Source organism: Flavobacterium cryophilum (genome assembly GCF_048286555.1).
Taxonomy (GTDB): domain Bacteria; phylum Bacteroidota; class Bacteroidia; order Flavobacteriales; family Flavobacteriaceae; genus Flavobacterium.
Map to the genome: position 1 here is coordinate 216946 of NZ_JBLVPZ010000003.1, position 15224 is coordinate 232169.

Sequence of the window (15224 nt, forward strand, 5' to 3'; positions counted from 1 at the left end):
AATGGCCAGGTTCAAAGAAAACGATTTACCAAAATCAAAAATTACTGCAACTTCACTTCAAAAAGCAACTGTAATATTTCGATATGCAGGAAGTCACCGTTGGAAATTTTATGTAGGATTAGTTTTTTTATTATTTACAGGGGCTACTGCGCTTGCTTTTCCTAAATTAATGGGAATGTTAATAGATTGCGTGAAAAATAAAGATAACTCCCAAGCTAATATGATTGCAGCAGGATTGATTGTAATCCTATTTCTTCAATCTATATTTTCATTTTTTAGATTGTATTTATTTGTCAATTTTACTGAAAATACCTTAGCCAATCTTCGATTATCATTATATAGTAATCTTGTTAAGTTACCCATGTCATTTTTTTCGCAAAAGCGTGTTGGTGAATTAAATAGCCGAATCAGTTCTGATATTACCCAAATACAAGACACCTTAACATCCACTATAGCAGAATTTTTAAGACAATTTATTTTAATTATTGGCGGTGTGCTTTTATTAGCAAATGAAAGTATTAAATTAACGTTGTTGATGTTATCCGTAGTACCGCTTGTTGCTGTTGCCGCAGTTATTTTCGGGAGATTTATTAGAAAATACTCGAAAAATGTTCAGGATAAAGTAGCTGAAAGTCAGGTAATTGTCGAAGAAACTATGCAAGGTATCAGTATCGTTAAGGCTTTCGCCAATGAATGGTACGAAATTGCCCGTTACAACGGAAAAATAAAGGAAGTTGTTACAATTGCTATAAAAGGCGGAAAATACCGCGGTTATTTTGCTTCATTTATTATTTTCTGTCTCTTTGGAGCCATTGTAGCCGTGGTTTGGTTTGGTGTCCGATTGAGCATCAGCGGGGAAATGAGCGTAGGACAATTGATTTCTTTTGTATTGTATTCCACTTTCGTCGGAGCTTCTTTTGGAGGAATTGCTGAACTTTATGCCCAAATTCAAAAAGCAATTGGTGCAACGGAACGAGTTTTTGAATTATTAGATGAAACTCCGGAAAAAATTAATTCGGTTCAAAATGCTGTTGATACCCAAAAAATGAAAGGAAACGTTACATTCAAAAATGTAGCATTTAGTTACCATTCCAGAAAAGAGATCAAAGTATTGAAAGACGTCAGTTTTACGGCTAATTTTGGTCAAAAAATTGCCATTGTAGGTCCTAGCGGAACCGGAAAATCGACGATAGCTTCCCTATTATTACGCTTTTATAATATTGATGAAGGAGAAATATTAATAGATGGAAAAAACATTTATGCTTTTGATTTAGAGAATTTACGTGGAAACATGAGTATTGTACCACAAGATGTTATATTATTTGGAGGAACTATCAGAGAAAATATTGCATATGGAAAACCAAATGCTACCGAAGAAGAAATTATTACATCCGCAAAACAAGCCAATGCTTATAATTTTATCGAAACTTTCCCAGAGAAATTTGAAACGATTGTAGGTGAAAGAGGAATAAAGCTTTCCGGAGGACAACGACAACGTATTGCAATTGCGAGAGCATTATTGAAAAATCCAAGTATTTTGATTCTGGATGAAGCCACATCATCATTAGATAGTGAAAGTGAAAAACTAGTTCAAGAAGCCTTAGAAATTCTGATGGAAGGAAGAACCAGCATTATCATTGCGCATCGTCTTTCGACCATTCGAAGTGCTGACCAAATTTTAGTTTTGGATAAAGGTAAAATTTCGGAACAAGGAACCCACCAGGAATTAATCGCTTTGGAAAATGGTATTTATAAAAATTTAAGTAATTTACAATTTAGCCATTCTTAAATTTAAAGTTCCTTATCATTTTTTTGGACACTAATCTTACGGGATTCGCAAAAGCGAAAACACGGATAAAAACTGATTTCTTCTTGTTGTTCATACAACTAAAATCAGTTTTTATCCGTGTCTTTATGAAATAAATAGGTGTTCTATTTTTATTTGCCTACTTTCCTTTTCTTCGGTTGCGTTCCGCTTTTATCATCTCTAATTCACGGCTGGTTTGTCCTTCAACAGAAGTATTTTCTTCGGCGCGACGAATCAAGTATGGCATCACATCTTTTACAGGCCCAAACGGTAGATATTTAGCAACATTATATTCATGAGCGGCTAGATTGTAGCTGATATTATCACTCATTCCGTACAATTGCCCGAACCAGATTCTTTCATCGTTAGTTTTAATTCCTTTTTCGTGCATCAATTCCATTAAAGTATAGGTACTTAACTCATTGTGTGTTCCTACAAAAAGAGACATTATATCTAAATGATCAGTCATATAGCGAACTGCGGCATCATAATTTTCATCAGTTGCTTCTTTTGAAGCACAAATTGGCGATGGATATCCTTTTTCTTCTGCCCGCGCATTTTCTTTTTCCAAGTACGCCCCACGAACCAATTTCATACCAATGAAGAATCCCTCATTTTTTGCCTGTTCATGCAATTTTTTCAAATAAACCAAACGATCCCAACGATACATTTGCAACGTATTAAAAACAATAGCTTTTTCTTTATTGTACTTACGCATCATTTTGGTCACTAAATCATCTGCTGCATCTTGCATCCAACTTTCTTCCGCATCTATAAGCAACGCGACATTTTTAGAATGAGCATCTTTACAAACTATATCAAAACGTTCCACCACTCTATTCCACTCCGCTTGTTCATCAGAAGTCAACGTTTGTTGTTCTCCTACTTTCTCATACAGTTCAAAACGACCAAAACCAGTTGGTTTAAAAACTGCAAAAGGAATCGCTTTTCGTTCTTTGGCAAATTCAATGGTTTTTAAAGTCATTTCCAGTGCAGCATCAAACTGATCTTCCTCTTCTTTTCCCTCTACCGAATAATCCAAAACCGATGAAACTCTTTTGGTATACATTTTATCAACCACAGAAAGACAGTCCACTTCATTTACTCCACCACAAAAATGGTCAAAAACAGTAGCTCGTATCAAACCTTCAACTGGAAGATTCGCTTTTAAAGCAAAATTAGTTACCGCAGTTCCGATGCGAACTAGAGGCTGATTAGCAATCATTTTGAAAAGAAAATAAGCTCTGTCGAGTTCGGTATCACTTTTTAATGAAAAGGCAACTTGAGTATTATTGAATATTTTTTCCATTATTTGTTAAATTTTTGTACAAATATAGACAGACTTTTGAATAATATTTAGCAAAAATTGCCTTATTTTGCGATTCCAATTAATCACTAATGATGCAATCAATTCAAGCCAATAGTTACCCGATTCATTTCAATGAAAAAGGATATGAAGCGTTAAACCTTCATTTGAAAGAAAATAAGTATTCAAAAATTTTTATTACTGTTGACAGTAATACCAATGAATTTTGCATTCCCAAATTTCTCCCTTTTTTAGAAACTGACCTTACTATTGAAATCATTGAATTTGACGCTGGCGAAAAAAATAAAAATATAGAGACTTGCGTTCAAATTTGGAATGTGTTGACAGAACTTGGTGCTGACAGAAAAAGTCTAATTATTAATGTTGGTGGCGGTGTAGTTACTGATTTAGGTGGGTTTGTTGCTTCAACATTCAAGCGTGGAGTTGATTTTATTCACATTCCTACTACGCTATTATCGATGGTTGATGCTTCTGTAGGTGGGAAAAACGGAGTAGATTTAGGAAATTTAAAAAACCAAATTGGCGTTATTAATGTTCCAATAATGGTGCTTATAGATACCCAATATCTTGATACCGTACCACAGAATGAAATGCGTTCTGGCCTAGCTGAAATGCTCAAACACGGTTTAATATACGATAAAGAGTACTGGGAGCAATTTTTAGATTTAAAATCTATAGATTTTGCTGACTTCGATGCGTTGATTTACCGTTCGGTCGAAATAAAAAATGAAATTGTATTACAAGATCCTACAGAAAAAAATATCCGAAAATCATTGAATTTTGGTCACACATTGGGTCATGCCATCGAAAGTTATTTTCTGGAAAATGAAAATAAAACTACTTTATTACATGGAGATGCGATTGCTGCTGGTATGATATTAGAAAGTTATATTTCATTGCATAAAAATCTAATTAGTCAAGACGAGTATTTTCAGATAAGATCAAGCATAAAGTCTATATACGATACCATAATTTTTGATGAAAATGACATTGAACCAATCATGGAATTACTCATCCACGACAAAAAAAACGAGTATGGAAATATACAGTTTGCATTGATAAATGGTATCGGAAAAATAAAAATCAATCAATCGGTTGAGAATGAATTAATTCTCGAAGCGTTTCAAGATTATAAATCTTAATTATTTTTTATAAAAAGGATTGCATTGCGTATATAATATTTTTTACATTTACACCGATGAAAAAAAATCAAAATAAGCCAAATTATAGCTCTACTAAAACCCGAAACAATATCTCTTTTTTAAGAATATTGAAACGGTTTTATTCTATTAAGGGTAACTTTAGTTTTGATATTTTCCAATACATGAAAGCAGAAAATGAGAAGCTTCAGATCGTTTATGCAAATATTCGCGTTTGAATTTTAGATTAAATTTTTTTTACACTATTCTAATCTATAATTCTAAAATATAATGAATACAAAATATTCAGATTTAATAAATCAAACCTATTACTTTCCACAAGAAGAATTTACTTTAAGCAAAGATAATCTTCAGTTTCACAACATTGATTTGATGAAACTAGTAGAGCAATATGGTACTCCTTTAAAGTTTACTTATTTACCTCAAATTTCCAATAATATTAATAAAGCCAAAAGCTGGTTTCGGAAATCAATGGAAAAAAATAAGTATGAGGCAAAATATTACTACTGCTATTGTACTAAAAGTTCTCATTTTGAATATATCATGAATGAAGCTTTTAAGAATAATATCCACATTGAAACGTCATCTGCATTTGATATCAATATTGTTGAGAACTTATTGGCGAACGGAAAAATTAATAAAAGTACCTATGTGATCTGCAATGGTTTCAAAAGAGACCAGTATATCGAAAATATTGCCCGAATAATAAATAATGGACATAAAAATGCAATTCCAATTATTGATAATTATGAAGAGCTCGATCTATTACAAGAACAAATAAAAGGGAAATTCAAAATTGGAATTCGTATTGCTGCCGAGGAAGAACCTAAATTTGAGTTTTACACTTCAAGATTAGGAATTGGCTATAAAAACATTGTCAATTTTTACAAAAAGCAAATTCAGGAAAATAAAAAATTGGAACTTAAAATGTTGCACTTTTTTATCAATACTGGAATAAATGATAATGCCTATTACTGGAATGAATTAGTTAAATGTATCAAAGTTTATATTGCATTAAAAAAAGAGTGCCCAACACTTGACGGATTAAATATTGGCGGTGGTTTTCCTATAAAAAACTCATTGGCATTTGAATACGATTATCAATATATGATTGACGAGATTATCAATCAGATCAAAATTGCCTGCGATGAAGCCGAGGTTGACGTTCCAAATATTTTCACTGAATTCGGATCCTTCACAGTAGGAGAAAGTGGCGGTGCTATATACCAAATATTGTATCAAAAACAACAAAACGATAGAGAGAAATGGAACATGATTGATTCCTCTTTTATCACAACCTTACCTGATACCTGGGCAATAAATAAGCGCTTCATTATGTTGGCGGTCAACCGTTGGAATGAAACTTATGAAAGAGTTTTATTGGGAGGAATGACTTGTGACAGCGATGATTATTACAATTCAGAGCAAAATATGAATGCAATTTATTTACCAAAATACAACAAAGAAAAGCCATTATATATCGGTTTTTTTAACACTGGAGCCTACCAGGAAACAATAGGTGGTTACGGGGGTTTGCACCACTGTCTTATTCCACAGCCCAAACATATTTTAATTGATCGCGATGAAAATGGTATTTTGGCAACGGAAGTATTTTCAGAACAACAAACCTCAGAAGACGTCTTAAAAATATTAGGTTACGATAAGAAAAAATAAATTTACAATAATTCAGTTAGTCAATTTAAAAATTCGTTAAATTTGAAATATAATTTTTAACACAGTGATTTTTAAGTATTTAAATTAAAAAAAATGAACAAAGGACCAATCAGTCAGTTTATTGAAAAGCATTATTTGCATTTTAATTCTGCATCTTTAGTTGACGCAGCTAAGGCTTACGAACAACAATTAGCCAACGGTGCAAAAATGATGGTTAGCATGGCTGGAGCTATGAGTACAGCAGAGATTGGAAAGATTTTTTCCGAAATAATTCGCCAAGATAAAGTTCATATTATCTCGTGTACTGGTGCAAATCTTGAAGAAGACATCATGAATTTAGTAGCTCATTCACATTATGAAAGAGTTCCTAATTACCGTGATTTGACTCCTCAAGACGAATGGGATTTGCTTGAAAGAGGTTTAAATCGTGTTACAGATACTTGTATTCCGGAGCACGAAGCATTTCGTCGTCTGCAAAAGCATATTTACAAAATCTGGAAAGATGCGGATGACAAAGGCGAAAGATATTTCCCACATGAATTTATGTACAAAATGTTACTTTCAGGTGTTCTTGAAGAATATTATGAAATTGACCTAAAAGACAGTTGGATGTATGCAGCTGCTGAGAAAAATTTACCTATTATTGTCCCTGGATGGGAAGATAGCACTATGGGAAATATATTTGCATCGTATGTAATTAAAGGAGATTTGAAAGCTTCGACAATGAAATCCGGTATTGAATATATGGTTTTCTTATCAGATTGGTATCCAAAAAACAGTACTAACGGTGTAGGTTTCTTTCAAATTGGCGGTGGTATTGCTGGAGATTTTCCAATATGTGTCGTGCCAATGTTGTACCAAGATATGGAAATGCATGACATTCCGTTTTGGAGTTATTTCTGTCAGATTTCAGATTCAACAACCAGTTATGGTTCGTATTCTGGAGCGGTACCAAATGAAAAAATTACGTGGGGTAAATTAGACATTAAAACACCCAAGTTCATTATTGAGTCCGATGCTACCATTGTAGCTCCTTTAATTTTCGCTTATTTATTAGATTTATAGCATATTTTATGAAAAGAGTAATTGTAGATTACGCGAAACTTACCAATGAAATTTTGAACCTATTGGTTGATAAATTCCCAGATGGTTATGATGATTCAAACATAATTAGTTTTAGAAACGCTAAAAATGAATTGGTTGAAGCAGTTGAAGTACGAACTGATGACACTACTTATTTAGTTAAAGTGAGCACTAAACTTGCTGATAGAATTGAAAACTATGATGAAGATGATGAAATAATCATTGACGATGTTGTTGAGCCAATAAAAGGTCTTGATATTGATGATGATATTGATGATGAAGACGATGACGATGCTGTCGATAAGCCAGATTCTGATTCCGGAGATGATGAGGATGATGAGGATTCAGACGAAAAAGACTATTCTAATGAAGATGATGACGAAGAAGATGAGGATTAAATAATCCCATTTTCTGCATACATTTACAAGGAACTCATCACGAGTTCCTTTTTTTATTACTTTCGACTCTTAAATATACGCCACAATGACCCATGAAATTTTACACGCCAAACTAAAGGAAAACTTTGGTTTTGAAAAATTCAGACCCAATCAAGAAGACATCATAAATTGTATTCTTTCCGGGCAAGATACATTAGCAATAATGCCAACTGGTGGAGGAAAATCAATTTGCTTTCAATTACCTGCATTGATTTTCCCAGGAATTACAATTGTTATTTCCCCTTTAATTGCTTTAATGAAAGATCAAGTTGATGGTCTGAAAGCTAATGGAATTGAAGCTTGTTACATCAACAGCAGCCAAACTGAAGCCGAACGCCAATTTTATATGGACCGTTTGAAATCTAACGCAATTAAATTAGTTTACATCGCTCCTGAAAGTTTATCTTTTCTAGATCATATTTTTAATAGTTTAAGAGTGAGCCTCATTGCAATTGATGAAGCACATTGCATTTCATCTTGGGGACATGATTTTCGACCAGCTTATACAAACCTAGGATATCTTAAAAACCGCTTCCCTTCCACTCCAATTTTAGCTTTAACAGCAACAGCGGATAAAGCTACAAGAAAGGACATTAGCCAACAATTAAATTTAAAAAATCCAAAACTATTTGTAGCATCTTTTGATCGCAAAAATTTGAGTTTAGAAGTGCGCCCCGCTTTGGACAGAGTCAAACAAATTGTAGATTTCATCCAAGAAAAACCAAATGAATCTGGAATTATTTATTGCTTAAGCAGAAAAACAACGGAAGAACTTGCTGAAAAATTGCAAAAAACAGGCATAAGTGCCAAAGCCTACCACGCCGGTTTAGATACTAAAATTCGCTCTAAAACGCAAGACGAATTCATTAATGATGATTGCAAAGTGGTTTGTGCAACCATTGCTTTTGGGATGGGAATTGACAAATCAAATGTACGTTGGGTAATTCATTATAATTTACCTAAAAATATCGAAGGCTATTACCAAGAAATTGGTCGCGCCGGCCGAGATGGTTTGCCATCAGAAACGGTACTATTTGAAAGTTATGGTGATGTCATTCAATTGCAGAAATTTGCCTCCGAAGGTTTAAATGCCGAAGTGCAACTGGCCAAATTAGAGCGGATGAAGCAATATGCAGACGCCTTGAGTTGTCGAAGAAAGATATTGCTTTCTTATTTCGGTGAACTTGTCACAGAGAATTGTGGGAATTGCGATATTTGTAAAAACCCACCTTTATTTTTTGATGGAACGGTGATTGCTCAAAAAGCATTATCAGCAATTATTCGTTTGCAGGAAACTGAACCACTGCCAGTAATCATTGATTTTTTGAGAGGTTCGAAAAATGCTTATATCTATGAAAAAGAATACCAGAACTTAAAAACGTATGGCGTTGGAGTTGATCTTTCATGGTATGATTGGAATCAATATTTGATACAATTGATCAATTTAGGATATTGTGAAATTGCTTTCCATCAACAAAATAAAATCAGATTAACGACTCTAGCAAAAAAAGTTTTATTTGAAGGAGAAAAAGTAAAACTAACCACGGTTCAGAAAATTACTGTTGAGAAACAAGAAGCCAACGAAACAAAAGGTAAAGCTGTTGCCAATTCTCTTTTTGAAACCTTAAGAAAATTACGTTACGAAATTTCCAAAGAGGAATCAGTTCCTGCATATGTAATTTTTAGTGATGCGGCTTTGCGTCAAATGGAAACTGAAAGACCTATGAGTGACCATGAATTACTGGCAATCGATGGCGTTGGAAAAGCAAAACTGGAAAAATATGGCGATGCTTTTATCCAAGCGATAATTGATTTTCAAAAATCTAAAGTTGTCCGAAAAAAGAAAGAAGCCACTACTTACAAAGAAACATTGGAACTCTACAATACCGGATTCTCTGTCGCGGAAATTTCGCAAAAAAGAAAATTAGGCATGAGCACCATTATGTCGCATTTAGCAAAATTGTATGTTGATGGAGTTGCTATTGATTTAAAATCTTTTATTTCAAAAGATGAAGTTTCTCAAATCGCTGAAGCGCAAATAAAACTAGAATCACCAATTACTTTAAAACCTTATTTTGATTATTTTGAAGAAAAAATAGATTATGGAAAAATCCGTTTAGCATTGGCTATATTAGAAAAAGAAAACGCTACACTATAAAAAACGTACTATGATTAATTCCTTCGGTCCTATAATAAATTCCCAAACCGAAATTTTGATTTTGGGAACCATGCCTGGTGTCGCATCGTTGGAAAAGCAAGAATATTATGCACACAAAAGAAATCATTTTTGGAAAATAATGTACACACTTTTAGGTAATTTGCCAATATCTGAAATCTTCAAAGAAAAAATACAGCTACTCCAGACAAATAATATTGGACTTTGGGATGTTTTAGAAAATTGTGAAAGAAAAGGAAGTTTGGACATTCACATCAAAAATCAAAAAGAAAATGACTTTGAAACCTTATTCAAAAAATTCCCCAGAATAACGACAATCATTTTTAACGGAAAAGAAAGTCATAGATACTTTTTGAAGAAATTTGGAAAAATAGAAGGCTTCCTATATTATGAGATGCCTTCCACTAGTCCTGCAAATACAATGTCATTCGAAAACAAGCTAAAAATTTGGTCAACTTGTTTCGATTAAACTATAAATATCTTTCTTGAAAAATTTTTTGATGGTGTTTTTGATGTCCAATCATAATAAAACCAATCGCACGAACGGATACAGCTGCATTCGAAGCAATTCCAATCCTCTTTAATTGTTGTTCAGATAAACTTTTAAAAAGAAACAAATTCGAATGTCGAACAGCAGAAAATTCAGTCAGTAAATCCTGAATATTTCTATTGGCAGCTTCAGTATTAGCAATATAATAATTCTCATCAAATCCTGGTAAAGGCGTTTCATCATTTCTAGAAATTCGCAATGCTCGATATGCAAAAATGCGCTCGGTATCAATTACATGTTGAATAATCTCTTTGATATTCCACTTCCCTTCCGCATATCTGTAATCAAACTTATCCATTGGAATATTTTGCACAAAACGGATAAAATCATGCAATGAAATTTCTAATTCTTCCATCAAATTTACTTCTCCTAAAGCATTTATATAAGGAGCATAAAAAGATGCATATTCGTTTTCGGGTAATTGAGTTGACTTCATATTTTATCGTTTAAGCAGAGTTTCTACTGGCATTAGTATTTCCGAAAAGAGAACGGGTTACAATTTTTTCGTATACTTTTATTAACGCTTCATCTGGTTTATTTTCTTTGTTTAATTCGTTAATACGAAGTAATGCATATTGTTGTATTGTCAACAATGGCAATACTATACGTTCTCTTATTTGTATAGATGCTTTACCATCTGGATAGTTTTCCATAAGCTCTTTATGACCTGCAATTTTCAAAAGCAATCTTTTTGTTTCTAAAAATTCGTCATATATTATTTGCCAAAAAGCACCAAATTGTGGGTCTTTTTTCATGTAAGCTGTCAGGGGAAAAAATGATTTAGCCAGTGACATCATACTGTTTTCTAACAAGGTTTTAAAGAACAACGAATTATCATATAGATCCTGAACTTTATTCCACTGATTTGTATCTTCAAAATGTTTTAAAGCTGTACCTACACCAAAAAATCCAGGTACGTTTTGTTTCAGTTGACTCCACGAGCCTACAAAAGGAATCGCTCGTAAATCGGCGAAATCTAAGTGTTCTGATTTACTTCTTTTAGAAGGACGACTTCCTATGTTTGTTTTAGCATAATATTTCAACGTACTCATCTGCTCTAAGTAAGGAATGAATTTAGGATGGTTTTTAAAACTCAAATACTTTTCATACCCTAAACTTGCCAATTGATCTAAAATATCATTTTCGCCAGCTGTTAATTTATTTTGACCTTTATTAAAAACTTGATTGGTTACGCCGGCACTTAATAAATTCTCTAAATTATATCGACATGAATCTAAAGTTCCAAAATTAGAACTAATCGTTTGTCCTTGCACAGTGACTTGAATCTCGTTGTTTTCAATATTTGGCCCCAACGACGCGTAGAACTTATGTGTTTTACCACCTCCACGTGCTGGCGGTCCACCACGACCATCAAAGAAAACCACTTTTACGCCATATTTTCTAGAAATAGTAGTAAGCTCTTCTTTGGCCTTGTAAATACTCCAATTCGCCATTAAATACCCGCCATCTTTTGTGCCGTCAGAGAAACCAAGCATTATCGTTTGCTTATTGCTTCTATTCGTTAAATGTTTTGCATAAGCTGGATCAGTATATAATTTCTCCATTACTTCGTGCGCGTTATGCAAATCATCAATTGATTCGAAAAGCGGAATAATATCAACAGATGGATTTTCCCAATTACTCAAACGGAATAACGCAAAAGTTTCCATTACATTAAGTGCACTTTCATTATTACTTATAATGTAGCGGTTTGCACCAAACTCTCCATTATTTTCTTGAATTGTTTTAATCGCTTGAATGGATTCAATTGTCAAACGGGTCATTTCATTTTCAAAAACATTTGGATCGAGATTTCCACTTACATTTGATAGAATTATAAACTTTTCTTTCTCTGTTAAGTCAAAGTAATTTTCAGGAAAAACAGAGGCATCCGTTTTTAAATAAAAATCTACTATATCTTTGAACACAGTATCATGAATTTTACTATTTTGACGAATGTCTAAAGATGCAAAATGAAAACCAAATAAATTTACTTTTATTAATAGTGCGTCCAATTCATCTAAATATAACGATTGATGCTGGTCGATAATTATTTGTTTAATTTTATTTAAATGTGATTTAAATTCGTCCAAAGTAATGAAAATTTCACCTTTAGAATAAAAAACCGATCTATAAAGTCTTTGTTCTAGTTCAGTCACTAAAGTGCCTACACCTGAGAATGTTAATTTTCTTTTTAAATTTCGAATTTCTATATAATAACACTTTAAAATGGAGGTTCGCAAACGTTCCGCTACTTTCAGCGTTATTTCAGTAGTCACAAATGGATTCCCATCACGGTCGCCTCCAGGCCAAAATCCAAGTTTAATCAAAGGATTCTTTATGGAATTGCCGTTAAAAATGTTCTTTTGCAAATACTGCACCATCTCGCCTGACGTTTGATAAAATACATTTTCGAGGTACCAAATTAAACTTACAGCTTCGTCAAAGGGATTTGGTTTTTCGTTTTGAATAAAAGGTGTTTTCCCTAATTGAGCCAACAATTGCTTAATATCCAGTAAGTTATTTTTCCGAATAGCTTCTGTCAAATCATTTATAATTCCGAGAACAGCACCAGGATAAAATTGTGTAGGATGCGCGGTCAAAACAGTCCTTATATTAAAATCTTCCAGGAAATCAATTAATTCTTCTTTCTTGTCTTTTGCATCTGATTTTTCCTTGATATCTCTTAAAGAACCTCTTCCTTCCATATTGTTAACAACCGGGAAAGCAGCATCTTCAATGGCATCAAACAGAACAATTTGGCGTTCGATATATTGAATAAAACGAAACATTATATCAATTTTCTCTGTTTCTGAAGGATCATGTAAATACCTTTTAGCAAAAAAATCAAAAATTTCTTTCGGAGTTTCTTGCTTTTTAAATCCTGTATCACAAATATCTGTAAACAAAGGAAGTAAAGCTCCCGTATTATCTATCGAGTGAAATGGCAATGTGATAAAAACACTATTGTAAATATGGTATTTAGAGAGAACGTCTTGATTAAAACGTTCAATTTTAGGTAGTGTGTACATAATTTAGCTGTAGTTGGTTTAGTTAGTTTGTCATAAAAAAACCCCAAGAATTAACTTGAGGTTATATTTATCATATAGCGTATTCAAGATTAATTACATGTTTTTAAAAATAGTATGCATTAACCGCTTTTTATCATTTATACTTTCCTCAAGTGAGATCATGGTTTCAGTTCTATACACTCCATCGATGTCATCAATCATAAAAATAACGTCTTTAGCATGTTTGGTATCCTTTGCTCTAATTTTACAGAAGATATTAAATTTTCCTGTAGTGACAGATGCTACCGTCACAAATGGAATTTCATTAATACGCTCTAAAACAAATTTTGTTTGAGAGGTATTGTTTAGAAAAACACCAACATATGCGATAAAAGAATACCCTAATTTATCATAATCGAGAACTAACGAAGAACCCATGATGATACCTGCATCCTCCATTTTTTTTACCCTAACATGAACTGTTCCTGCCGAAATCAATAATTTTTTTGCAATATCCGTAAATGGAACTCTTGTATTGTCTATCAACATATCTAAAATCTGGTGATCTACTTCATCTAAACGAAATTTACTCATAATTCTTAAATTAATATTATTAATTGCTATAACAAAGTATAAAAATATACATAAAAACAACAAAAAGACAAAAATTTTATATTTTTATCATTCCATTAACAATTTTTATGTTATTATTTAAATAAAAATCAGCTTTTTGATTCAATTTAGGAATATTATCAAAATCATCTGTATATACGGCGCCTTTAGCATCGTATTCCCAATGACCAAAATAATTTTCTAAATCTCCTATTTGTGAAAAATAGGCCGTAAAATAAATCTGATTTTCAATAAACTCTTCTTTGTATTGTGCTGCAAAATTGGTGATAATTTCGATACCATCATAATTTATTTTGATGTTTTTATACATAAAATCATAAAAAACGACTTTATTTTGAGGAATATTCAAATATTTATTAATTCCGTTGCTAACTATAACGTTTTCGCTGAGTATTTTAAAACTAGTAATTAATGCCATAAAAACATATTTTCGCGTTTCTTCTCTTTCATAGTCATTTGAAAAATGTCCCGCTTCAAATAATAAAGTAGGCACGCCCAAGTATTGAAATGTATCTCCAATACAGTTGATATTAAATGAGTCATCAAAACGACCAATTTGATTTGGTAAATACTCCTGAAGTACTTCGTTGATACTCGTAATCAAATTAATAGATTTCAATCTGGAGTCATTTATTTCGCGTTCTTCATTGTAAGAGGGCGCTAAAAATGACAATGTAGCAGTTTTTCCAGAATCACTTACGCCAAAAATAGTGCGCTGATCATGAAGATTAAAACAATAATCGGGCTTAAAATCCTCAAAAGCCGCTCTTAAAAGTCTGCTTTCTGGCTGAGTAAGATTTTGCGAATCACGATTTAAATCCACTTTATTAGCATTTTCTCTGGTATATAATGTGGCGCCATCCGGATTCAACATTGGAATACTGTAAAAAGTAAATGAATTCAATAGTTGTTGTGCCAATTCAGAACCACTCTGCAACACATTTAAAAAGTCAAATAATGCTTTTGTCGTGGTACTTTCATTCCCATGCATTTGTGACCAAAGAAAAATTCTAGTTTTACCTACTCCGATTTGGTACGAATAGATAGATTTTTCAAGAACTGATTTTCCAATAATTTTAAGTTGATTATTAGTGTTTAATTTTTGAAATAAAGGCTCAATAGATTGTAACGTAATATAACGACCGTGTATGGATTTTTCTTTATATAGACTGAATAATTGCTCTAAATTCATGCTGTTTTATTTGATTTACAAAAGTAAACATCTTTATATTTACATTTGTAAACCGTTTGAATTCTAAAAACTTTAGTTATGTAAACACCACTTTCTGCTTAGTTACCGTGACCGCACTCCCTAAAATTAACAATTGTTACCAAATTATAAAATTACAATCAATTAATTTATTAT

The 15224-nt window shown here is 32.6% G+C and carries 12 protein-coding genes; 7 read left to right on the forward strand and 5 right to left on the reverse strand.

What is annotated here, in order from left to right:
- The first annotated feature begins 1 nt into the window (after position 1).
- Positions 2-1789, forward strand: a complete 1788-nt coding sequence (locus ACNQGJ_RS07710; protein WP_417971716.1) for an ABC transporter ATP-binding protein — start codon at positions 2-4, stop codon at positions 1787-1789.
- Between the two features lie 157 nt (positions 1790-1946).
- Here ACNQGJ_RS07710 and ACNQGJ_RS07715 read toward each other — a convergent pair whose 3' ends face one another.
- Positions 1947-3116, reverse strand: a complete 1170-nt coding sequence (locus tag ACNQGJ_RS07715; protein WP_417971718.1) for a proline dehydrogenase family protein — start codon at positions 3114-3116, stop codon at positions 1947-1949.
- A 92-nt stretch (positions 3117-3208) separates the two neighbouring features.
- Here ACNQGJ_RS07715 and aroB point away from each other — a divergent pair, with 92 nt between their 5' ends.
- The 6 genes from aroB to ACNQGJ_RS07745 all read left to right on the forward strand — a co-directional run bounded on the left by aroB (position 3209) and on the right by ACNQGJ_RS07745 (position 10133).
- Positions 3209-4276, forward strand: a complete 1068-nt coding sequence (gene aroB / locus ACNQGJ_RS07720; RefSeq protein ID WP_417971911.1) for a 3-dehydroquinate synthase — start codon at positions 3209-3211, stop codon at positions 4274-4276.
- Between the two features lie 288 nt (positions 4277-4564).
- Entirely contained in the window at positions 4565-5968 is a 1404-nt protein-coding gene (locus ACNQGJ_RS07725; protein WP_417971720.1) for a type III PLP-dependent enzyme domain-containing protein, read from the forward strand.
- Positions 5969-6061: 93 nt separating this feature from the next.
- Entirely contained in the window at positions 6062-7033 is a 972-nt protein-coding gene (locus ACNQGJ_RS07730; protein ID WP_417971722.1) for a deoxyhypusine synthase family protein, read from the forward strand.
- A gap of 8 nt (positions 7034-7041) precedes the next feature.
- A complete protein-coding gene (locus ACNQGJ_RS07735; RefSeq protein WP_417971724.1) occupies positions 7042-7449 on the forward strand; it encodes a DNA primase in 408 nt (135 codons plus the stop codon).
- Between the two features lie 85 nt (positions 7450-7534).
- The gene (gene recQ, locus ACNQGJ_RS07740) at positions 7535-9646 is read left to right on the forward strand and encodes a DNA helicase RecQ (protein WP_417971726.1); all 2112 of its coding nucleotides are present in this window, start codon (positions 7535-7537) and stop codon (positions 9644-9646) included.
- 10 nt (positions 9647-9656) lie between these two features.
- Positions 9657-10133: a DNA-deoxyinosine glycosylase gene (locus tag ACNQGJ_RS07745; protein ID WP_417971728.1), complete on the forward strand. Its 477-nt coding sequence runs from the start codon at positions 9657-9659 to the stop codon at positions 10131-10133.
- Position 10134: 1 nt separating this feature from the next.
- Here the strand turns inward: ACNQGJ_RS07745 and ACNQGJ_RS07750 are convergent, their stop codons facing one another.
- The 4 genes from ACNQGJ_RS07750 to ACNQGJ_RS07765 all read right to left on the reverse strand — a co-directional run bounded on the left by ACNQGJ_RS07750 (position 10135) and on the right by ACNQGJ_RS07765 (position 15050).
- The gene (locus ACNQGJ_RS07750) at positions 10135-10650 is read right to left on the reverse strand and encodes a DinB family protein (protein WP_417971730.1); all 516 of its coding nucleotides are present in this window, start codon (positions 10648-10650) and stop codon (positions 10135-10137) included.
- Between the two features lie 10 nt (positions 10651-10660).
- Complete coding sequence (locus ACNQGJ_RS07755; protein ID WP_417971732.1) at positions 10661-13246, reverse strand: phosphoenolpyruvate carboxylase; 2586 nt, start codon at positions 13244-13246, stop codon at positions 10661-10663.
- Between the two features lie 93 nt (positions 13247-13339).
- Positions 13340-13819, reverse strand: a complete 480-nt coding sequence (locus tag ACNQGJ_RS07760; protein WP_072943262.1) for an Lrp/AsnC family transcriptional regulator — start codon at positions 13817-13819, stop codon at positions 13340-13342.
- Positions 13820-13895: 76 nt separating this feature from the next.
- Complete coding sequence (locus ACNQGJ_RS07765; RefSeq protein ID WP_417971734.1) at positions 13896-15050, reverse strand: M14 family metallopeptidase; 1155 nt, start codon at positions 15048-15050, stop codon at positions 13896-13898.
- Positions 15051-15224 lie beyond the last annotated feature (174 nt).